The 21862-nt window shown below is 38.2% G+C and carries 19 protein-coding genes; 6 read left to right on the plus strand and 13 right to left on the minus strand.

From position 1 onward, the window contains the following. The first annotated feature begins 197 nt into the window (after positions 1 to 197). Positions 198 to 665: an SRPBCC family protein gene (locus ACTJKN_RS18245; RefSeq protein WP_440827185.1), complete on the plus strand. Its 468-nt coding sequence runs from the start codon at positions 198 to 200 to the stop codon at positions 663 to 665. Between the two features lie 6 nt (positions 666 to 671). Here ACTJKN_RS18245 and ACTJKN_RS18250 read toward each other — a convergent pair whose 3' ends face one another. The 11 genes from ACTJKN_RS18250 to ACTJKN_RS18300 all read right to left on the minus strand — a co-directional run bounded on the left by ACTJKN_RS18250 (position 672) and on the right by ACTJKN_RS18300 (position 11687). Next, entirely contained in the window at positions 672 to 1250 is a 579-nt protein-coding gene (locus tag ACTJKN_RS18250) for a DUF4468 domain-containing protein (RefSeq protein ID WP_440827186.1), read from the minus strand. A 96-nt stretch (positions 1251 to 1346) separates the two neighbouring features. Continuing rightward, complete coding sequence (locus ACTJKN_RS18255) at positions 1347 to 2372, minus strand: porin (protein ID WP_057932804.1); 1026 nt, start codon at positions 2370 to 2372, stop codon at positions 1347 to 1349. Between the two features lie 37 nt (positions 2373 to 2409). Further along, positions 2410 to 3816: an ammonium transporter gene (locus ACTJKN_RS18260; protein ID WP_440827187.1), complete on the minus strand. Its 1407-nt coding sequence runs from the start codon at positions 3814 to 3816 to the stop codon at positions 2410 to 2412. A gap of 346 nt (positions 3817 to 4162) precedes the next feature. Continuing rightward, positions 4163 to 5110 carry a TIGR01212 family radical SAM protein gene (locus ACTJKN_RS18265; protein ID WP_440827188.1) on the minus strand — a complete coding sequence of 316 codons (948 nt, stop codon included), beginning with the start codon at positions 5108 to 5110 and terminating at the stop codon, positions 4163 to 4165. A 224-nt stretch (positions 5111 to 5334) separates the two neighbouring features. Then, positions 5335 to 6630 carry a hypothetical protein gene (locus ACTJKN_RS18270; protein ID WP_440827189.1) on the minus strand — a complete coding sequence of 432 codons (1296 nt, stop codon included), beginning with the start codon at positions 6628 to 6630 and terminating at the stop codon, positions 5335 to 5337. A gap of 66 nt (positions 6631 to 6696) precedes the next feature. After that, entirely contained in the window at positions 6697 to 7233 is a 537-nt protein-coding gene (locus tag ACTJKN_RS18275) for a hypothetical protein (protein ID WP_440827190.1), read from the minus strand. 127 nt (positions 7234 to 7360) lie between these two features. Next, the gene (locus tag ACTJKN_RS18280) at positions 7361 to 8296 is read right to left on the minus strand and encodes a hypothetical protein (protein WP_440827191.1); all 936 of its coding nucleotides are present in this window, start codon (positions 8294 to 8296) and stop codon (positions 7361 to 7363) included. A gap of 2 nt (positions 8297 to 8298) precedes the next feature. Continuing rightward, complete coding sequence (locus tag ACTJKN_RS18285) at positions 8299 to 10104, minus strand: type VI secretion system Vgr family protein (RefSeq protein WP_440827192.1); 1806 nt, start codon at positions 10102 to 10104, stop codon at positions 8299 to 8301. Between the two features lie 40 nt (positions 10105 to 10144). Beyond that, complete coding sequence (locus ACTJKN_RS18290) at positions 10145 to 10861, minus strand: hypothetical protein (protein WP_440827193.1); 717 nt, start codon at positions 10859 to 10861, stop codon at positions 10145 to 10147. Positions 10862 to 10867: 6 nt separating this feature from the next. Beyond that, the gene (locus ACTJKN_RS18295) at positions 10868 to 11431 is read right to left on the minus strand and encodes a hypothetical protein (protein WP_440827194.1); all 564 of its coding nucleotides are present in this window, start codon (positions 11429 to 11431) and stop codon (positions 10868 to 10870) included. Positions 11432 to 11531: 100 nt separating this feature from the next. Then, on the minus strand, positions 11532 to 11687 hold the full coding sequence (locus ACTJKN_RS18300; RefSeq protein ID WP_440827195.1) for a hypothetical protein: 156 nt from the start codon (positions 11685 to 11687) through the stop codon (positions 11532 to 11534). Positions 11688 to 12102: 415 nt separating this feature from the next. On the opposite strand from ACTJKN_RS18300, the gene ACTJKN_RS18305 reads away from it, so the two are divergent. Continuing rightward, a complete protein-coding gene (locus tag ACTJKN_RS18305; RefSeq protein WP_440827196.1) occupies positions 12103 to 12276 on the plus strand; it encodes a hypothetical protein in 174 nt (57 codons plus the stop codon). Positions 12277 to 12519: 243 nt separating this feature from the next. Here the strand turns inward: ACTJKN_RS18305 and ACTJKN_RS18310 are convergent, their stop codons facing one another. After that, positions 12520 to 13962 (minus strand): APC family permease, encoded by a 1443-nt coding sequence (locus ACTJKN_RS18310; RefSeq protein WP_440827197.1) that lies wholly within the window; start codon positions 13960 to 13962, stop codon positions 12520 to 12522. Between the two features lie 311 nt (positions 13963 to 14273). Between ACTJKN_RS18310 and ACTJKN_RS18315 the strand changes: the two genes are divergently transcribed. From ACTJKN_RS18315 to ACTJKN_RS18330, 4 genes are all read left to right on the plus strand, one after another. Beyond that, positions 14274 to 16520, plus strand: coding sequence for a sodium-translocating pyrophosphatase (locus tag ACTJKN_RS18315; RefSeq protein ID WP_440827198.1), 2247 nt, complete (start codon positions 14274 to 14276; stop codon positions 16518 to 16520). A 116-nt stretch (positions 16521 to 16636) separates the two neighbouring features. Continuing rightward, positions 16637 to 18112, plus strand: coding sequence for an amino acid permease (locus tag ACTJKN_RS18320; protein ID WP_440827199.1), 1476 nt, complete (start codon positions 16637 to 16639; stop codon positions 18110 to 18112). Positions 18113 to 18194: 82 nt separating this feature from the next. Further along, entirely contained in the window at positions 18195 to 19544 is a 1350-nt protein-coding gene (locus tag ACTJKN_RS18325) for a porin (RefSeq protein WP_440827200.1), read from the plus strand. 79 nt (positions 19545 to 19623) lie between these two features. Beyond that, positions 19624 to 20190: a MarC family protein gene (locus tag ACTJKN_RS18330; RefSeq protein ID WP_029274105.1), complete on the plus strand. Its 567-nt coding sequence runs from the start codon at positions 19624 to 19626 to the stop codon at positions 20188 to 20190. Positions 20191 to 20682: 492 nt separating this feature from the next. Here the strand turns inward: ACTJKN_RS18330 and ACTJKN_RS18335 are convergent, their stop codons facing one another. Continuing rightward, the gene (locus ACTJKN_RS18335; protein WP_440827201.1) at positions 20683 to 21852 is read right to left on the minus strand and encodes an RsmB/NOP family class I SAM-dependent RNA methyltransferase; all 1170 of its coding nucleotides are present in this window, start codon (positions 21850 to 21852) and stop codon (positions 20683 to 20685) included. Positions 21853 to 21862: the final 10 nt, after the last annotated feature.

Below are 21862 nucleotides of genomic sequence, written 5' to 3' on the forward strand. Positions count from 1 at the left end.
GGATGACAGAATTCGTTGCGCCCCAACGCTCTGATCTCCGTGCCTTCTCTTTGTGAACTGTGTGGTAAAAAAGATGTAAAATGGATTAGCACACCCAACTCTGCGATCTCTGCACCTTCATTCTGCGATCTTTGCGGTTAAACCTAAACTATTCTCAACAAAACCCCATCTTTGTTGTTGTGCTTTAAAACAAAAACTTGAAAACATATAGATTAGAATTTACCCAAAAACTCCCTGTTGACCTGGATACCGCCTGGGACTTTTTTTCTTCGCCGATGAACCTGGCCGAAATTACCCCAAATGATATGACCTTTGATGTAACCTCACCAAACATCGTCAATACTAAAATGTACCCCGGCCTGATTATTACCTACAAGGTTGCCCCTTTGTTTGGCATTAAGCTAAATTGGGTAACCGAGATAACACACGTTAAGGATAAGGAGTATTTTATCGATGAGCAACGGTTTGGTCCATTTGCTTTCTGGCACCACCAGCACCATTTCGAAAAAATAGATGATGGTGTATTAATGCACGATACCTTACACTATAGCATTGGCTGGGGACCAATTGGTGTAATTGTAAATGCCATGGTGGTGAACAACAAAATCAACGAAATTTTTAAGTTCCGTTACCAAAAGGTCGAGGAATTATTTAGCAAGCTTTAACTTGATCTACCATTTTTTCGTTGAAATGGTTTCAGCTTTCTTTTTGGCTTTTTCAACCCTATTGGTTGCTAAATACTTTTTGAAATCATCGCTAAATTTTTCTATTTTGTTATAGGCGCTGTTCAAAATGTCTTTCCATGCGCCTGCACTAAGCTTACCTGGCGTACGCTCTAATGGTACTCCTATTTTAGTAGTCGCTACAAAATTTCCATAACGGTCTCTTTGGTATGGGATAAACAGCAGATCGGTTAACCAAAACCTGTATTTGCCATTACGCGCCTCAAAAACGAAATTGTAACTTACTTCCCCGCTTGGATGGCCAGCTACCAAAATTGTTTTATCAATTACCATAGTCCCTTTAGCCAAAACAGAAGAATCAGTAGCAGTTTCTTGCCTCATCGATTTTTTATAAGCCACATTAACAAAAGATTTAGCCCTTTGCAGCAAGGTGTCTTTGCTTATCAATTGCGAATCTACCACCTGATAATAGATAAATTTACCATTATCATCTTTCGGAAACTGTTTTTGCTGTGCGGATAATTGAATTGAAAAAATGGCAAGAATAATAAAAAGAAAATGTTTCATTTGAAATTGGTTAACAGGCAAATCTAATTATTTAAAGGTACAAAAAAGCCGTCCCTATTTACATCGGAACGGCCTTATATTAACAATTTTATTTCCTTAAAAAGCGTAAACTGCTGCCAAAGAGAACTGGCCGCCATTTGGTGCCGCAGCACCACCTTCTTTGAAGAACGGTTTATCACTGTTGTGGTCCAATCTTACTTCTGGTATAAATGTTAAGCCACCAGATTTAATGTTTGCAGTAAGCGTTACAGCAGTAAAAGCAGTAGCCGGAACTGCACCCGCGGCTTTAAATTTAAAGTACTCACCTCTTAGACCTAAAGTTACTGCATCCAATACAGCAAATTGAGGGTATAATGCTGCACCTGCATAACTTCCCGGTACCGAACTATCTTTGATATCATAATTGGCTGCATTTAAACCCAATTTAAATTTCTCTGTAATTTGATATGAAGTGGTTAAATCGATAATCGTTCCATACCCGCCAAAACCAGCTCCCGATAAGGCATTGATGTAAGCAGTCCAGCCTTCAACTGGAGCAACCATTAACTGACCACCAATAGCCGAAACACCTCTCGAAGCTGAGTAAACGTTCCAATCGTTAAATAAACCAGCCATTAAACTTACTTTATCGCTGAATTTATAAGTAGCTTTAATCCCCGCATTTTGGAACGGACCATTGGTAAACAGGTAGGAAGTAGAATAGTTAAAGTTTCCAACTGGAGAGATTACCTCATATCCAATAAATGTACCCATATAACCCGCTGTCATACTAAACTGATCAGTAAAGTCGTAGTTAACATATAAGTTTTGAATATTAAAAGACGAACCTCCGGCTGCAGCATCAGGAATAGATTGCGATTGTCCTCTCGGACCAAAAGAAAGCTCTCCAACAAATGAAGCTTTACCTGTTTTTTTCTTCAAGGCGATATCGATCATACCTAACGATACCGAGTTGTGATCAGTTACAAAAGATGTTTTTCCGTTTAATGGATTTTTAGCAAAATCATATTTAAAGTACGTATCTACCGACCCTGAAATTTCAAGTGGTGATGTAGTGGTCTCTTGAGCCAGGGCACACGTAGTGCTGGCCATTGCAAAAATAGCGGTTAAAAGTTTCTTCATGTTTGAGCTTATTTTGAGTTTAGATATTATAAAATCCTTAAGATATTGGTTCTGTTAATGGACTGTTTTTTTCGATGTAGATCGCTCTTTCCTCAACCAGCAAGGTACCTTGAGAGTATTTCTCGTCATGTTGAGATGCATCAAGACCCATTTCTTCTTCTTCATCTGATACCCTGATTGGGTTAATAAGATTTACCAGTTTGAAAATTATGAATGATACAACGAAACTGAATATGATTACAATTACAGCACCTTTTAATTGTGTTACAAAGAACGCCGGGTTGCCATAAAACAAACCATCGGCACCAGCAGCATTTACTGTTTTAGTAGCAAAAACACCTGTTAACAACATACCAACGATACCACCCACACCATGACAAGGGAAAACATCTAACGTATCATCTAAACTGGTTTTTTGTTTCCAAGAAACCACAAGGTTTGAAATAACTGCAGCAATAGCACCAATAAATATACTTGCTGAGATACTTACAAAACCTGCACCTGGTGTAATGGCTACCAAACCAACTACTGCACCGATACAAAAACCTAAAACTGAAGGTTTTTTACCTCTTGCAACATCAAAGAACATCCACGATAAACCTGCAGCACCTGCAGCGGTATTTGTAGTTAAAAATGCAGAAACAGCTAAACTACCTGCGCTTAATGCAGAACCTGCATTAAAACCGAACCAACCGAACCATAATAAACCAGTACCGATTAATACGTAAGGGATATTTGCAGGCGGAACTTCTTTATGCTCTAAGTGAGATTTTCTACGTTTTAAAACCAATGCACCAGCCAATGCAGCCATACCAGCAGAAATGTGAACTACGGTACCTCCGGCAAAATCCAATACACCCATTTTAAACAAGAAACCTTGTGGGTGCCATGTCCAGTGGGCTAATGGAGAATAAACGAATATTGCGAATAAAACAATAAATAAAATGTATGAGGTAAAACGGATACGTTCTGCTACGGCACCTACCACTAAACCCGGGGTAATAATGGCAAACATTAATTGAAACACAGCAAATAAAGATAGCGGAATGGTTAAGTCTGCGCCACCTTGAAGATGCGGTGCTCCAGAATTTACACCTTTAAAGAACAAAAACGTTGATGGATTTCCAATAAAGCCACCAATAGTATCTCCGAAGGCTAAACTAAAACCTACTACTGTCCATAAAACTGTAATTACTCCTGCTGCTACCACACTTTTAATCATGGTAGATAATACATTTTTACGATGAACCATTCCACCATAAAAGAATGCAAGGCCTGGAGTCATTAAAAATACAAGTGCAGCTGCGATTAATATGAATGCAATGTCGGGCCCGCTATACTTGCCTTCATCAAAATTAGGAAGAAGTGGAATAAATAGAGCGAAAATTGCGACGATCATCAATATCGCAAAAGGCGCATACTGTTTAAAGGAGAATTTACTCATAGTTTTTAGTTTAATTTGTTTGTATTGTTTAAAATAATTGAAATTTGCTTGATTTATTTTTCTAAAAATACGACATATTGTAGTTTTTACACCATTTAATTGAAATATTTTAATAAAAACGAGTGATTTTTATAAAACAACACAAAAATTAACCTTAAAAATAAAAATAACAAAAAATACAGGGGATTTTAATACAAGTTTTTAATAAAAACAAAATCACATATTAACCATCATTTACATGATTTTACCTAAAATTTATAAAAAATCGATCAAAAAAACTGACTAATAACAGAAAAACCCATGAAATTTCATGGGTTTTTAAAAAAATTGTTAAAAAATTTAACTTTTACGAAAAATAAGCAGATCCTTGAACCACTCCTCTTTTTTCAATTTCTTTATCCATATAGGTTTGAATTGCCGATTTGTTAAGCCCCCAGTTAGGCGCAATCAACAAATCCCAATCCGAAATACCAAAAAGCCGCTGAATAACAATATCCGGACGCAAGAGCGGGATTAACTCGCAAAGTAGATCCGTATATTCTTCAAGAGAAAATAGCTTAAAAGGCTCTTTTTTATACTTAGCGCCCATTATCGATCCTTCTACAACATGAAGATGATGGAACTTTACAAACTTGATTTGTGGGAAACGGTTAATTTCATGGATGTAACCGTACATCTGCTCGCGGGTTTCCCAGGGGAAGCCAAAAATAGTATGTACGCACAGATCGAGTTTACTATCTTTTAAAAGTTCTACCGCAGCAACAAACTCGCCGTGGCTGCAACCTCTGTTGATCTGATCAAGGGTTTCATCATAGATAGATTCCATGCCCATTTCTAAATCTACATCAAAGCGGTCGGTATAACTTTCTAATAAAGCCACCTTTTCTGCATCGATACAGTCAGGCCGTGTGCCTACTGCAAAACCCACAATATCTTCGGTATTGATCGATAGTGCTTCATCATACATCATCTTTAAATAATGTACCGGCGCATAAGTATTGGTATTGGGCTGAAAATAAACAATATACTTATCGGCTTTATAAGAGGTTTTTGCTCTTAACATGCCTTCGGCAAGCTGATCCTTAATATTTGGATTTTTACGCGAAGGCTCTGGCGTAAAAGAATCTACGTTACAATACGTACATCCACCGTAACCTTTGCTCCCATCACGGTTGGGGCAGGTAAAACCACCATCTACAATTACTTTAAATACACGCTGCCCTTTATACTTTTCGCGCAAATGCGTGCCGTAATTTTTATAACCCTTTATCCCTGAATCTACTAGTGTTCCCATTATCCGCAAAAATACGTTTTTTGTTTGAGACGAGTGATTAAGGATTGGAGATTTGAGATATTAGACAGGAGATGTGAGATTGGGCGTACAATTGGGGGTTTAGGGTTTAAGGTTTAAGGTTTAAGGTTTAAGGTTTAAGGAAAACAAGTCTGTAAAATGGTATGTTTTATTTTTTCAAAAAATGCTAACCTTAGTCGATTAACATTTACACGTATCTACGGATTTTAACCAGAAACTACATTTATGCCATTATTCATATCTTCGGCCATTGCATTTGCTAACTCCATCCTTGCCTGTTCCGAAAACCAGGTAGCTACAAACGGGAATACAAAAGCAATCAAACCACCACCCTTAACGGTTAGCTTGCCAAGATTTTTTATATTTTGAAGTTTAATTGTACCGATATCGGGCAATACCTTATTAAGATCTCTCGGCCTCACTACTTGATTCCCGTCAATAGATGATTTCACTAAATTATCAGAATATTTACCCTGTCTTATATCTTTTACGATCTGTTGCGCATCAGGGTTTTTATACATTTCTCTTGGATCAATATTTTCGATCTTTTTTAAATCATTCGCCAATTGAGAACCTTGCTTCAGCTCGGTATAATTGCCTTTAATATCTTTCACATACTGCTTTCCATTAAAAAAAACAATTAGTTTTCCTTCAGGATCCTTAGCAAACCATCCTGTTTTACCATCAAGTTCTAATACATCCGGACTTCCTAAATCTCCCGGGGTTGATCCGGTTGGATCTTTAACATATCCCGGCAAAAGCTCATTTTGATCAACATTATTCATATTTTGATAATGTTCATTATTATCTAACGCCGTTGAACGGATAATTTCTTTTTCAGCATATGAACCTGCTGTTACCACCGCCATGGTACCTCCCATCCATAACGCAACCTTAGTAATTCCCCATGCCCCTGCAGCTTCTCCAAATGCAAGAACAGCTCCTGCGCCACCAAAAAAAGAAGCGATGCCATTGGTCCATATTTCTTTATTGTTGAGGGCATCAATTCTCTCGGTATACTTTTCTGCTACCGACTGACTAAAAATCGGGGAAAGAATTCCTCCCGCATCACATATCAACATGGAATTTTGTGTGATGGCATTTTTTTTATTAAACCTTACGGTTTGATGTTCGATCTTCCAATTGCCCTTGCCCAATGAACCAGAACATTTATGACTGATCTGAGTGGCATGATAAGCACCATAAGCCATCATTCCGACTCCCAATGCGATTACAGCCCATCCAACTGGACCTGAAAGAACTAGTAACGCTCCAACAATTAATCCTGCACCGAAAGCCAGAAAGCTCCACATTGCATTCTTCGGGCTTTTACAAGGAAACTCTTTATCGATATTTTTATCATCAATGGTTAATAACGTTCTCGAGCCCTTGCTATAAAAAACGCTAATCTCTGATCGCGTATCTACAAATTTTCTTGGTACACCGTCTGTTTGAAATGTACAGACGGCATAAACATTTTTAGGAATATAGGATGCACTCATATTTCTTATTATTTCCCTGTTTCATATTAACGATGGCCGATATTGATTATAACAATAAAAAAATTATCAGACTTTGGAATACCAATAGGCACCTAATTTTTGAAATGAACGGATACGGCTTTTTTTAACTTTTACAAATCCCAGTTCTTTCTCAAAGGCAGTCATCAATTTTCTTAACTGCTCTCTCGCATCTAAATCATATTTTTCAGTAAATTTTGAATCAGCAATTTCTATTTTTTTTCCGTCCTTAAAGTTTATTTGGATAGAAATGAGGGAAGTGCTAGTATGATGATAATCATGTGCAAAAATGCCTACTACATCCTTTTTGTCATAAACAGTAATAGCTCCATCGATATTAAGTTCTATCTGTTTAGGCAAGAACCGAATGATAATATTCTTGCTTAAGTATTTGATGAACAATGATAAAATAACAAAAAAAAGCATGGCCGTAAAAACCAGCCCCCAAACACCTAAATACCTAAAACCATATGTGCCATAAATTATAAATAATGGCATGCCAATTATCAATCCTCCCAAAGGAAACCAAAAAAATGGCAAGGTAAGTATGTTGCTCAATACAAATTCTTTATTATTTACATCCATATCTTTAATTTACTATTAATGCTTTGCAAACCAACCAGCTGTTGTATTGCTAAAAGATCGAAATCTATTTTTCTTTACTATATGTAACTACATATTTTAAACTGATCTTATTTGCCATTGAATGTTGTTAATTTATTTTCTTTAAATCGAACTGCGTAATAAATTGGTAGTTATACTTTACTTCTTCTTTTAAATTTGCCTTTGCACTAAGAATTAAAGCCGTTTTCTTTTCTACAATCCTTCTAATAACGTATTCATAATTATATTCTGTGAAATTATACTCAATCATTGGCTTATAAAATTTATCGTACTGTTCTTCCAAAAGTTTATTGTCTAAATTTTCTTTCACCAGTTTACCTACAGTCATAATCTCAACAATTTCACTATTTTCATCGATAACCCCGTGCGTTAATTCCAGTTCAATTGGAACATTAACAAATATTTGAGAAGAAAACTTTAGCCTTTGTTTTTTTTCCCTGTCAATCCATGGATCATAATCGTTAAAAAGAACATGAAAAAAGAATGATTTCTCATAAGTTTTAATGAGATTTTCTTCAGAACCGAATTCCGTGTCTCCACCAGCAAGAAAACTCTCTGCCGCTTTAAAATCGTGCTGCAATAGTGACTTATAAAAAGCCGTTTTCATCAATTCAGGCTTAAAATCGCTCCATTTTTTTTGTATTTCACCGAAATTAAGTATGCGGTTGATGCTATTATCTTTACTTAAAGAAATCGCTACGTTTTCTTTACTATATTCTAATGGTTCAGTAGCAATGATAGCATCTTTTAAGACTTCAGGATTAATTTTATACAAAAATTGTTCTAAACCAACCTTTACCTTATCTGCATCCTCATATTGTAAATGATATTGTTTTTTTGTTGTACAATGAAAACTGATATGATCCTCAACTTTTGTTGTATTGAGTTGTTCGCAACGGTAACGGGCTTCTATATTTGGATTTTTATGTTCATCTTCAATATCGTTTGAAAAAATGTGAGAATTTGCACCATTACCCGAAGTACTTTTATCATTCTCCTCATCAAAAAATTTAAATCTGCTCATAATTAATTTATATCTACCTGACTACCTGTAATGGTTTGTACACCAGTTGAAGTTTGCGAAATGGTTGTTTGAGAGTTTACTGCGATGCCGTTACTGGCTTTAGAATCAATCTTTTTCGTATCAATAGTTACAACAGTAGTGGCATTTTTCCCGATGTTAACAGCATCACCGGGTTTCTCACCTGCATTCGCGTTAATCGCTTGGGTGCCCTGAATATTGATTACCTTGCCTATAATATCAATTGTTCCATCCTTTTTCATCGTTATACTACTTAAGCCCGTTTTGATTACAATTGTCTCAGCAGATTCTGCGGTAATTAACCCCGGTCCATTTTCAATCTTCACAAAGTTTGCCGCATTGGTACCCAAATTCAGTGCATGGTTTAAATCATCAAAACTTAAAGCGCTTCCCTTTCTTGATGTTAAACCCTTGGTGTTACTATTTTTAAACCCGCTACTATCGCCGCTTTTGCCATGGTAAACGCTGCCCATTACCACTGGCCTGGCCACATTACCTTCTTCGAAAGCAATTACTACCTGGTCGCCTTTTTCGGGAATGACATGAAAACCCCTGTTTTTTCCGGTATCGCCACTACCTGCATTGGGGCTAACAACCCTCAACCACTCAGTTGGGTCATTGGTTTGGCATTCCCATTTAAATTTAACCTTAATGCGGCCCTGCCCCTGTGGGTCATCGTTATCAACCACATCTGCCAGCTGCATGTCCGATTGTGGCTTTTCGTAATTCCTAACCATCAATCGCTCGGTTGTAGCCACTAAGCCTTCGAAGGTATTGCTGTATTTACCTGTTCCATCTATCTGGTGATTGATGGAGGTAATCAGGAATTTACCAAGGCTTTCGGTTGCAAAAGCAAGTTCTTTCCGTATACTCATGGTTATTTCGGCAATGCTGCCAATACTCAGCGACGCATTATCACCACCGGCATTAATTTTTAACAGCTCACTGATGTGCGCCTTCTCCTCATTTTCTACATGGCGCTTAATATCGTTGCTGTTATCTACCCTGATTAATGATGGCTGATTAAAGGTTTTGCTATACATGTTATTGGAGGCCTTAATGGCATATGCCAGATCAGGATTTCCGTCGGCTTTACCTGTACTTTCGCTCTGGAGCATCTCATCCTGTTTGGGATTGTAGGCAAAACGTTTATACTTAATGGGTGAAACTTCCATGGCATATTGCAGGTTGAACACATCGCGCCCATAAAAAAGCGATACTTCTTTTTGCTTGTCGGGTTTACCAAAATTAAGCTGCTTCCCATCATAGTAAAACCACTCATGGTATTCGCCCGATAAACGGTTAAGAAATTCGAAATCGCTTTCGCGGTATTGGATAAGGTAATCGATCGCCGCTTTTCTTGATGCATTGCTTACAATGGTCAAGTCGTTAGCGGGTGTATCTTTCGTGGCCAGTTTAACAATAGTATCGAGGTCTTTATCTAAATAAGAGCCTAAATCTGGTCCACGGTCTATTAATATAGTAGGACTATAGCCACTTACAATAAGTACGCCATGGTAGCCATGACTTTGAGAACGTTCTACTTTTGTAACCAGTCCGGCAAAATGCTGCAGGTTTTCTGGCGAGTGCCCAAAAGAAGCTGTCAGGGTTTTGCCCACGAAATCGCGGCTATCATCTAAACTAATCAAACCAGGGGCACCCAATTGGTCGTGGTTAAAATGCAGTTCGAAATAATGGTGCTGGTTAAAAGCCTGTAGCAGATTAAAAGAAGCAAAATGTGTAATTGCCGAATCTTCAATACTGATTTCTACGATAAGTTTGTTTTCCATAGTATAGTATATTCATTTACTTTACCGGTAGCGTTATTGGCTACATTGTCTTATAAACCGCAATTTTATAAAGCCCGGGATAAAAATGCACCTCAAATTGGGTTCCTCCTGCATTTCTTTTAGGTGACGCCTCTATAGCTTTTTTAGTGTAGGGATGCACTTCTACAGTATTGCCTTTTTTTAGATAACCATTGCCGATCATGGTATCGATGTCATTTGGACGAACATGGATACAACCATGCGATTCTGCCAGTTGGAAAATCCTCCCAGTAGCAGTTGCCGCCTCATCAGGTGGCGTAGTGTGAATAAAATCGCCCATAATATATTCCTTTCCGTTCATTTTCCGATCGTTGTTCATATCTTTAAAATACTTAACCGAAATATGTCCAAAATCGTTGAACAGCCATTTGCTTGGAATTGGCGAATTGGGATAAAGGTCGCGCTGGTATTTAAGGATGGCATCGGTAACCCCTTTTTGATCGTTTTTATATTTTCCCCACTGTGCGTTTACATCGGTTAACTTTTTCCATTGACCAGACAGTTTCAACATCACAATTCCACCGCTTATTTTTACTTCTGTTCCCCAGGGGATACCTGACCACATGGCATAACGTCCATAACTAACATGTTTTTCGATACTTTTTATCACAAACCTACCTGTGGTTGTAGAGGTTTGCGAATGGCCATCGCCTCCCATTTTTACATTAGAAGGCCCGCCGTGTGCATCATATTCCTTAATTTTTACGAGCGTATTCATTGTTGTTTATCTATATTTTAAAACCTCAACCATGGTTACATGGGCAAGCGTTAATTTTTCGTTATCGTTAAAAGTTAATTTTATTACTGTATTGGCATTTACATTTATCTGAACAGGACGGGGCTGCTCTGTAACACCGATCATCGGCTTTTCTATTTTAATGCCTCCAAAATGCCTGGTAAAATCACCTATACGTAAAGAGTCGGTAATCGATTTTGGAACCAATAATATAATCCCGGCAATTATGGTAGCAGTATCGTTATTTTGATAGGGCTGAACAATGATATTTTTATCATTGTTAGTTTGTTTACCCTGATAAATGCTGAGCGGTAATTTACCTGCGAACGATTTGTTCAATGATATTATACCAGTTTCGTTAAACCTGTTTAGAGGAAGCTTTGCAACGGAATCGGTATAAGAAATGAACAGATTGGTAACATTTACTTTTTCTGCTATCTTATCATTGTTTGGTTTACTACCCTGCTTATTATCTCCATTACAACCTACAAAACAGGCAGATACTGTAAATAGCAACACAAAAAATATATTAAAACGGAAGTATGAGCGCATAATTTGCATGTTAAAGATTTAAAAACAGTGCCAGGCGAATAGCAGTTGGCGTAAAGCGGCAACATCATTTATTCCAACACTCAAATGAGCATTAGGGTAATTAATCCAGGTTTTCGCCTGATCTGATATTTATATTGGCACCATGAGTTATGGAATAGGAACTCCCAAATAGATCTACATCAAGGTTAAACACATTGGCATAATGAAGTACCTGGTACTCTTTGCCTGAAAAATTTAATCTAGCTTTGAAAGCCATAGTTTTAAAATTTAAAGGTTAAAAATTTGATTAGCGTGGCTAGGCCACGGCAGTTATTAAACCAAATATCAGGCCAATTGTAAGGTAGCCCCCTCATTAACAATCACTAAATTAAAAACCAAAAGAAAGAAAATAAATGCTTAAATAGCTTGAAAACGGATTTAAACTAATAATACAGGTTGATAAAGTTGTTGAAAATTTTTACCGACACTCTACTATGGAATACAGCTTTGTAAACTCTAGTCTAAAAAAAGATACGTTTTTTTTAGGTTTAGGGTTTAGGGTTTAGGGTTTAGGGTTTAGGGTTTAGGGTTTAGGGAAAACAAATTGCAACTCATCAAAGTTTAAATATAGTTTAACCATTTTTTTTAAGAAAAGCAAAACCTGTGGTTCTTCATGGCGTTAGTCCCGCCACATGCTCATACGCCCGCAGGCCTTACACACTGGGCCGGTATCCGCCATGTCGGGTTTAAGAACACTTGCTTCCCTGCACCGGTTTGAGTTAGCTAAACCCGGTAGCAGCGGACACGATCCCGATTTTTACATCGGGAGAAGTAAAGCGGATAACGGGACTTTCGGAACCGATTGAGACAGAACCCTGCTTTTCAAAATGCAAAAATGAGATTGAAGGGGTTTGACATGAGATTTGAGACTAAAAGCCGGTTGACAGACAATTTCATTAATTTAAAAACCTCGCAGTTTTTAAAAACCTGCGAGGTTCCGTGGTAAATTCTCATCTCATATCTTCATCCAGAACTTGTTCCAGAATCTATCCTACCATTAAGATGTTATATAAAATTAGATAGCTATCGGATCAGCAAGACGGCCCTGATTAATCCTGCTGCTCTTTTTTATTAATAAAAAAGTAAACAGGCACCCCCAGTAAAACAATCACAAGCCCCGGCCAGGTATACTGCTGTTTATAAATGAGCAGCAAAATACAAAACGCTGCTCCTATCAATAAGTAAATAATCGGTGTAACTGGATATAACCACGTTTTATAAGGCCTTTCAAGACCAGGTTGTTTTATCCTTAAATAAATAACGCCAAAAACAGTAATCATATAAAAGAGTACAATAACAAATGATATCATATCTAAAAGATTACCATATTGCCCACTTAAACATAAAGCAGATGCCCAAATGCCCTGCATCCAAAGTGATCTTTCAGGAACCCCATTTTTATTGTTTTTTAATGCTGCTTTAAAAAACATTCCATCTTTTGCCATGGTTTGAAAAACCCTTGCACCTGCCAATACGATTCCATTAACACAACCGAAAGTAGAAATCATTACTAATAATGCAATTACAATTGTGCCGATCCCACTACCAAAAATCTGTTCTGAGGCTGCAACTGCAACCCGATCATTGAGGGCAAAGGCAATACTATCTCTGTTTAGGGTATTGAGATAGATAAAATTGACCAATAAATAAAGAATCATTACTGCTGAAGTACCTAAGACCATAGAACGTACTACATTTTTCTTTGGATTTTCGATTTCTCCCGAAACAAAAGTTACGTTTTCCCAGGCCACACTCGAAAATACCGAACCAACCATGGCCGCTGCAATTCCCCCCATTATTGCCATTCCGGAAATGGATTCCCATCCCGATTTTAAGAAATTGCCGCTCGGATCTGTTTTAAGATTATTGAAAGCATCCCAGCCAAAGTTCATATTTCCGGCCCAAAAACTGTTTTTCACCAGAAGAAAGCCCAAAATAATTAGGCCGATTAAAGCGACAATTTTAGAACCCGTAAAAATGTTCTGCAAAATTTTACCGCCTTCAACACCTTTCGTATTAATATAGGTTAAAAGCAAAATCACACCGATGGCTAAAATCTGTATCCAGGTAATTTTATAACCGCCACTTTGAAAAATTGGAGCAGCATCATTTAAAGCAGGTATTAAATAGGCTGTAAATTTACCAAAAGCAACAGCAACAGCTGCAATAGTGCCGGTTTGAATTACGGTAAACAAGCCCCAACCATAAAGAAATCCCATCATTTTACCAAAAATCTCTTTCAGGTAAGTGTATTGCCCACCGGCTTTAGGAAACATGGAAGAAAGTTCTCCATAAGAAATTGCGGCAGCAACTGTCATCACGCCAGTGATCACCCAAACCACAATCAACCAATAACCAGAACCCAAATTCCGCATGATGTCCGCACTAACAATAAAGATCCCGCTTCCGATCATCGAACCCATTACCAGCATGGTGGCATCAAAAAGGCTTAATTTTCTTTTAGAAGGCCCATCTTCCTTTTCAATTTTCATTTTAGTTCAGTTTAGTTTGGGAGCTAATTTATTTAAAAAAAAGAAAATAGGATGCTGTTCTGTTGTATTATTTTAAGGAGGAAAAATTTATTCGCCTCAGTCGTGAAAATTTTAATCACAAGAAAAATATTTTATTAACTTGCTACTTATAAGTCCGAAGTCTGGAGTCCGAAGGTTATAGTAGACTAACGGATTAACTAAGTTTGGAGTTTAGAGCGGGTGCCTGGAGTCGATAAAACAACTTAAACAATTAACCGATTTAAACAGTTCACAATGTAAACAACTAACCAAATATAAATCAATTATTAACTATGGATTTTTTACAAAACAATTTAATTTACTGTATTCCGGCGCTGGGCCTTGTTGGGATTATAGTTATGATGATTAAAAGTGCCTGGGTAAACAAGCAAGATGCAGGTGATAAAAACATGCAGGAACTTGCTGGCTATATAGCCGATGGTGCTATGGCCTTTTTAAAAGCTGAATGGAGGGTATTGAGCATTTTTGCTGTTTTTACAGCAGCACTGTTAGCTTACTCCGGAACAATTACCGAAATTAAAGGGGTACCTATGCATTCGAGCTGGATTATCTCTATCTCTTTTATTATTGGAGCGGTATTTTCTGCAACTGCAGGTTATATCGGCATGAAATCGGCCACAAAAGCGAATGTTAGAACCACACAGGCTGCTAGAACAAGTTTAAAACAAGCATTAAAAGTTTCGTTTACTGGCGGTACAGTAATGGGTTTAGGCGTAGCTGGCCTTGCAGTTTTAGGTTTAGGTGGTTTATTTATTGTTTTTTTACAGATATTTCATGTAACCAGTGCCAATAGCGTAGAAATGAGAACTGCTATTGAGGTTTTAACCGGATTTTCTTTGGGTGCCGAATCTATTGCCTTATTTGCCCGTGTAGGTGGTGGTATTTATACCAAAGCTGCCGATGTTGGTGCCGATTTAGTAGGTAAAGTAGAAGCCGGAATTCCGGAAGATGATGTGCGTAACCCAGCAACCATTGCCGATAACGTAGGCGATAACGTAGGTGATGTTGCAGGTATGGGTGCCGATTTATTCGGTTCTTATGTAGCAACCATATTGGCAACCATGGTTTTAGGACAAGAAATTACCGTAACAGATAAATTTGGCGGCATGTCTCCTATCCTTTTGCCCATGGTAATCTGCGGCTTGGGTATTTTATTCTCGATTGTAGGCACTTGGTTTGTAACCATTAAAGATGATAAATCAAATGTTCAGACAGCTTTAAACCTAGGCAACTGGTCATCAATTTTGATTACCGCAGTGGCTTCGTTCTTTATCGTAAAATGGATGTTGCCCGAAACATTAAACTTACGTGGGTATGAGTTCTCCAGTATAAACGTATTTTACGCCATTATTGTTGGTTTAGTTGTGGGTACCATTATGAGTATTGTTACCGAATATTTTACCGCGATGGGCAAAGGCCCCGTAAATTCTATTATCCAACAATCATCAACCGGACATGCCACCAATATTATTGCAGGTTTAGCTGTCGGAATGAAATCGACTGTTATACCAATTTTGGTTTTGGCTGGTGGGATTATGTTATCGTACCACTTTGCGGGTCTATATGGCGTAGCCATTGCAGCAGCAGGTATGATGGCCACAACGGCTATGCAACTGGCAATTGATGCTTTCGGACCAATTGCAGATAATGCGGGCGGTATTGCCGAAATGAGTCAGTTACCGCCGGAAGTACGCGAACGTACCGATAATTTAGACGCTGTTGGAAACACAACTGCAGCAACCGGTAAAGGATTTGCCATTGCATCTGCAGCCTTAACCTCGTTAGCTTTATTTGCTGCTTTTGTGGGTATTGCCGGTATTACCGCCATAGATATTTATAAAGCACCTGTTTTAGCCGGATTATTTGTTGGTGGGATGATTCCTTTTATTTTCTCTGCCCTTTGCATCCAGGCAGTGGGTAAAGCGGCAATGGATATGGTTCAGGAAGTTCGCCGACAGTTTAGGGAAATTCCTGGCATTATGGAGTACAAAGCCAAGCCAGAGTACGAAAAATGTGTAGCCATTTCAACCAAAGCATCTATCCGCGAAATGATGATGCCTGGCGCTATCGCCTTAATCACACCGATAATTATTGGTTTTACTTTTGGTCCTGAAGTTTTAGGTGGATTACTGGCTGGTGTAACCGTTACCGGTGTATTGATGGGTATTTTCCAAAGCAATGCAGGTGGCGCATGGGATAACGCCAAAAAATCTTTCGAACAAGGTGTAATGATCAATGGAGAAATGCACTATAAAAAATCAGAACCACATAAGGCTTCGGTAACCGGAGATACTGTAGGCGATCCTTTTAAGGATACTTCGGGGCCTTCAATGAACATTTTAATCAAATTAATGTCTATCGTTTCATTAGTTATTGCCCCGTACATTGCAGTTAAGGCAATTGCCGGCGAACATAAGCTAGAAGTTCCAAAAGAAATCAGATTTGAACCAAAAATGGACAGTTTGGGCAATACAATTATGGATAGTTTACCAAAAATGACGGATAGTTTAAGCCATTAGTTGTAAAAACATTGATAAAATAATAGCTAAAGGGATTTTTTAACCAAAATCCCTTTTACATTTCCGTAATTTTTAATTACGTTTGGAGCTGAATTAATCTAAACAAAAACTATAATATGGGTTTATTTACTAAAAAGCCAATGCATCTATTGCTTGAAGAAGCAGGTGATTCAGGCAAAGGCTTAAAGCGCACACTTAGTGCAGGTGCATTAGTTGCATTAGGTGTAGGGGCTATTATTGGTGCCGGGCTATTTGTTCGTACTGCTGCAGCAGCCGCTCAAAATGCTGGACCATCAGTTACAATCGGTTTTATAATAGCTGCAATAGGCTGTGCTTTGGCAGGCTTATGTTATGCTGAGCTCTCTTCTTCTATTCCAATCTCTGGTAGTGCATATACTTATACTTATGCCACCATGGGCGAGCTAATGGCCTGGGTTATTGGATGGGATTTAGTGTTAGAATATGCTGTAGGTGCCGCTACTGTAGGTATAGCCTGGAGTGAATACCTGAATAAACTATTGGTAGAAGTATTACATACCTCACCCATACCCTACGAGTGGTGCCACTCGCCTTTCCAATCGCATCCAGATGGTACCGTAAATGGAATTATGAATCTTCCTGCCTTGTTTATAGTAGGCTTGTTAAGTTTACTTTTAATTAAAGGAACTTCAGAATCTGCTTTTGTAAACGGTTTAATCGTAATTACCAAAGTGGGTATTGTTATCTTAATTATTGTTTTAGGTTGGGGCTTCATCCACGAAGCAAATCACCATCCATACATTCCGGCTGCTACCACTTATGTAGATCATGCAGGTATTAGCCATAGTTTTGGTGGTTTCTGGGGCGTTATTGGCGCTGCCGGAACGGTGTTCTTTGCCTTTATCGGTTTCGATGCTGTAAGTACTGCCGCACAGGAAACTAAAAACCCTAAAACAGCAATGCCAATTGGTATTTTAGGATCGTTAGCAGTTTGTACTGTATTATACATATTATTCGCACACGTTTTAACAGGAATTGCACCTGTTGAGTTTTTCAGAACTAAAGGTGGCGAAGCATCTGTGGTAGCTGCAATTAGCGAATATATGACTGGATACTCATGGTTATCTAAATTAGTAACAGTAGCTATCTTAGCAGGTTTCTCTTCTGTAATCTTGGTGATGTTATTAGGCCAAAGCCGTGTATTTTACTCGATGAGTAAAGATGGTTTATTACCTAAAATGTTCAGCGATTTACACCCTAAATTTAAAACACCTTACAAAGCAAACTTAGTGATCTTGGTAATAGTAGGTTTATTTGCTGCATTTATCCCTGGTGATGTAGTTGGTGATATGACCAGTATCGGTACATTATTTGCATTTATGTTGGTTTGTATAGCAGTAATCATCTTAAGAAAAACCGATCCAGATCTTCCTCGTCAGTTTAAAACACCTTGGGTACCTTTAATTCCGATTTTGGGTGTTGTTGCCTGTGGATTAATGATCCTTGGCTTAGGCTGGACAAACTGGTTAAGGTTATTTGGCTGGTTAGCATTAGGATTTATCATTTACTTTGGATACAGTAAAAAGAATTCTCATTTGAAAGACGTTAAATAATTTATATTTTTTTTAAGAAATTAAAGCCTCGACCGAAAAGTCGGGGCTTTTTTATGTTAAATAATTGTTAATAAAACTACCTTTGCAAAAAATCGATAACATGTACCGCTATTCTGCCAAATTTAAGATCGTTTATTTCTACATAACTGCTGTTTTGCTATTCATTTCTGCTCCAGGATATGCGCAGAGAACAATTAACGATGTAATGGATTCTACTACGGTAAACCATTTGCTCATCATTTCGAAGAAATATGGTTCGTTATCTTTTAGTGGATATTTACAGCCGCAATTCCAGGTGGCACAGGCAAACGGTGCACAGGCAGAATATCAAGGCGGAAACTTTGGCGAGTTTACCAATAACCGGTTTAGGTTAAGAAGAGGGCGTTTAAGGGCAGATTATATGATGTTAACGGATGATGGCAGTCCTTCTACCTATTTTGTACTTCAGTTTGACGGTACGGAACAAGGTGTTGCCATTCGTGATTTTTGGGGACGTTATTATGAAAATAAATGGAAAATACTGGCGGTTACCTTAGGGCTTTCAGGCCGTCCGTTTGGGAATGAGCTACAATTATCTTCTTCGGTAAGGGAAGCACCGGAGCGTGGCCGGATGTCGCAGATTTTAATGAAAACAGAACGCGATCTGGGGGCAACCTTTACCTTAAACCCACGGTGGAAAGATGCCAGACTAAAAAACTTTGTATTCGATGCCGGTGTTTACAATGGCCAAGGCCTAGCTGGCGCTGGAGAATTCGACAACAGCAAGGATTTTATCTTCAGGTTAAGCCACAAAACCTATGCGTTTAATAAATTCACCATTGCAGGCGGTATAAGTACGCTACAAGGCGGCTTAAATCATCGTTTACCCGTTAGCTATAAGATGGATAAAATAAATGAGCAATGGCGAATGGTGAAGGATTCGTCTGTTACTACGATCAATAAGGTTGCACCGCGAAGATATTATGGTGCCGATATTCAGCTGGCCACAAAAACAAAGAGCTGGAAATCTGAGTTAAGGGCAGAAGTGGTATCAGGTCTACAAACAGGCACTTCAACTACCTCAACCACACCAGGCTCTTATCCTGTTGACAGTAAATCGGTAGCCTTGCCTTATTATACCCGAACCTTCAATGGTGCTTACTTTACCTTTGTACAAACCTTGAATAGCACCAACAATCAGCTTATTTTAAAATACGATTGGTATGATCCAAATTCAAAGGTAAAAGGATTTGATATTTCAAGCGCCCAGGGGCTTTCGCCAGCAGATGTTCGTTTTGATACTTTTGGCTTTGGTTTTTTACACCACTTTAACCCACATTTTAAAGCGGTGCTTTATTATGATATCATTAAAAACGAATCAACCCAAATTCAAGGCTATACAGCAGACAGAAAAGACAATGTGCTTACGTTAAGAACACAATTCTATTTCTAATAAATAAGTGTACAATTGAGGAATTGATACAAATTCCGCTACCTTTGCTTAAAATTGCGCCGCTATGAAATTCGATTTTATGACGTTCAACTTAAGCCAGATCCTATCCACAACGATGGTGCTCTTCGCTATTATCGATATTTTAGGCGCCATTCCCGTTGTAATCGAATTACGCAGAAAAGCAGGCCATATCGAATCAGAAAAAGCATCGCTTGTGGCTACAGGCCTAATGATCCTCTTTTTATTTGTTGGTGAATCCTTATTAAAAGTAATCGGATTAGATGTAGAATCTTTTGCCATTGCGGGTTCTTTTGTGATCTTTTTTATCGCCATGGAAATGGTATTGGGATTAACGATTTTCAAAGAAGAAGCCCCAGAAACAGTCTCCATCGTTCCATTGGCTTTCCCTTTAATTGCCGGAGCAGGAACAATGACTACCCTACTTTCGCTAAAAACAGAATACCATACCCAGAATATATTGGTGGGTATTATACTCAATATGCTGTTTGTTTACTTTGTATTGAAAAATACCAACAGACTGGAAAAACTTTTCGGAAAATCAGGCTTAAACATTTTACGTAAAGCCTTTGGGGTAATTTTATTGGCTATAGCCATTAAATTGTTCAGAAATAATACGGGACTTTAAGGATCGTTTCAAAGATTCATCACCCTGACCTGTAGCGCAGCGGAGAGCTACGCAGTAAACCGAGCTTTAAGCGAGCTCACCGAAGGTAATATATTTCAGGGTCTATTTTGCAGAAAAGATGCTGAAATAAATTCAGCATGACGATCGAGAGAAATAACGCTCAAAATGACAATCCTCCAATGAATCTGTAACAATAATTGCGTATATTCATCTAAAACAAAAAGCTTACACCATGAACAGCTTTGAAGAATATACCTTAATTATTGGAGCAATAGCCGTTTTAATCGAAGCGGTTAAATACTTCAAAAAGAATTTCAAATCCTGGTTTGAACATACGTAGAGTGGGTCGTCTTCTCGACTGAAGCGTAGCGAAATGGAGAGATCTGCCGAATTAGGTTTAGCTGCACTTCGCTCGAAATGACGATATTTCGAAGAAAGATCAATCGAACGCGGCTTAAAAAGCACCCTGATCTTAAAATCCTATAATCCTGATTAATCCTGGCTCTTCTTAATCAATCTCGCCACAAACATCGTATCGGCACTATTTTCATATCCCTTTATCAATTCCATCTTTTCAAGTTCTAATGGCAATGTATCAATCATATGCTGCACAATGGCTTCATTTTCTTCGGTAAAGGCAGAGCAGGTAATGTAAATTAAGGGCTTACCCGGCTTTAAATACTTTACAATATTTTGGACAATCCCCTTCTGGATGCTGGCAAATTGATTAATTTTCCGTTCTTCGAAAAATGTAAGCATTTCGGGTGTTCTGCCCCATGTTCCAGAGCCAGTACACGGCGCATCCAAAATAATCCCATCAAATTGATAGTGGTGTAAAACCTGATCGTTGTTCTGTAAAAGATCCAGTTCCTTTTTATGGTACTTTTTGATCCCGGCTAAACGGAAACGTTCATCTAAATTTAAGAGCACACTTTCTCTCAGATCAGAAACCAAAAGCTCGATCACAGGCTCCAAACTATGCAACAGCAACGTTTTCCCACCAGATGCCGCGCAGCAATCCCACCATTTGTCCCATTTGTTCGGTTTAAAATAATTGCCCGTATGCTGAGAAGATAAATCCTGAACCTGGTAACTGCCTTCTTTTAATATGGTTTCTAACTTGGTTCCATTGGGCAAAGCCAAAGCAGTATCAGAAATCGCTTTAACCGCAATGTTTTCATCTTCTAATTTTGCAATAATAGCTGCGGATTCTTCGCCTCCTACCCTTATAAACAGATCTGGCTGTTTGAAGAATGAGGTACAAAATGCTTCCCCCTCTAATCCATCAGATAGATTTGCATGAAATGGATATACCTCCTGCAAATCAAAATCCGGATACCTGGTTTTAACGATGGGTATTTTTTCTTCAAGTGGCAGTGTGATACTTTCCTTTAATTCCGGCAGATTTTTCTCTACAATAAGGCTAAGCGTATCATGGCACAAGAAATCGGCAATACTTAAACGTTCTTCCTCTGAAAGTGCCGATAAAGCCTTACCTAATCTAAAAAAGCTATATATATGACGTGTAGCCCATCTCCTATCGGACGAACCCATTTGCTTATGCTGCTTAAAATAGGCTGGTAGAAAACGATGTAAGGGCAAACTTCCATCATAATTACTTAAAATCTGTTCAAAGGCTCTTAACTGATGGTCTGCTCTCATGCAATAATTA

The sequence above is a fragment of the Pedobacter sp. 22163 genome, from assembly GCF_052045595.1.
Taxonomy (GTDB): domain Bacteria; phylum Bacteroidota; class Bacteroidia; order Sphingobacteriales; family Sphingobacteriaceae; genus Pedobacter.

Bases quoted from the DNA above. Each gene is read 5' to 3' on its own strand.
- ACTJKN_RS18250 (WP_440827186.1), bottom strand. From the start codon at position 1,250: ATGAAACATTTTCTTTTTATTATTCTTGCCATTTTTTCAATTCAATTA.
- ACTJKN_RS18255 (WP_057932804.1), bottom strand. From the start codon at position 2,372: ATGAAGAAACTTTTAACCGCTATTTTTGCAATGGCCAGCACTACGTGT.
- ACTJKN_RS18260 (WP_440827187.1), bottom strand. From the start codon at position 3,816: ATGAGTAAATTCTCCTTTAAACAGTATGCGCCTTTTGCGATATTGATG.
- ACTJKN_RS18265 (WP_440827188.1), bottom strand. From the start codon at position 5,110: ATGGGAACACTAGTAGATTCAGGGATAAAGGGTTATAAAAATTACGGC.
- ACTJKN_RS18270 (WP_440827189.1), bottom strand. From the start codon at position 6,630: ATGAGTGCATCCTATATTCCTAAAAATGTTTATGCCGTCTGTACATTT.
- ACTJKN_RS18275 (WP_440827190.1), bottom strand. From the start codon at position 7,233: ATGGATGTAAATAATAAAGAATTTGTATTGAGCAACATACTTACCTTG.
- ACTJKN_RS18280 (WP_440827191.1), bottom strand. From the start codon at position 8,296: ATGAGCAGATTTAAATTTTTTGATGAGGAGAATGATAAAAGTACTTCG.
- ACTJKN_RS18285 (WP_440827192.1), bottom strand. From the start codon at position 10,104: ATGGAAAACAAACTTATCGTAGAAATCAGTATTGAAGATTCGGCAATT.
- ACTJKN_RS18290 (WP_440827193.1), bottom strand. From the start codon at position 10,861: ATGAATACGCTCGTAAAAATTAAGGAATATGATGCACACGGCGGGCCT.
- ACTJKN_RS18295 (WP_440827194.1), bottom strand. From the start codon at position 11,431: ATGCGCTCATACTTCCGTTTTAATATATTTTTTGTGTTGCTATTTACA.
- ACTJKN_RS18300 (WP_440827195.1), bottom strand. From the start codon at position 11,687: ATGGCTTTCAAAGCTAGATTAAATTTTTCAGGCAAAGAGTACCAGGTA.
- ACTJKN_RS18305 (WP_440827196.1), top strand. From the start codon at position 12,103: ATGCTCATACGCCCGCAGGCCTTACACACTGGGCCGGTATCCGCCATG.
- ACTJKN_RS18310 (WP_440827197.1), bottom strand. From the start codon at position 13,962: ATGAAAATTGAAAAGGAAGATGGGCCTTCTAAAAGAAAATTAAGCCTT.
- ACTJKN_RS18315 (WP_440827198.1), top strand. From the start codon at position 14,274: ATGGATTTTTTACAAAACAATTTAATTTACTGTATTCCGGCGCTGGGC.
- ACTJKN_RS18320 (WP_440827199.1), top strand. From the start codon at position 16,637: ATGGGTTTATTTACTAAAAAGCCAATGCATCTATTGCTTGAAGAAGCA.
- ACTJKN_RS18330 (WP_029274105.1), top strand. From the start codon at position 19,624: ATGACGTTCAACTTAAGCCAGATCCTATCCACAACGATGGTGCTCTTC.
- ACTJKN_RS18335 (WP_440827201.1), bottom strand. From the start codon at position 21,852: ATGAGAGCAGACCATCAGTTAAGAGCCTTTGAACAGATTTTAAGTAAT.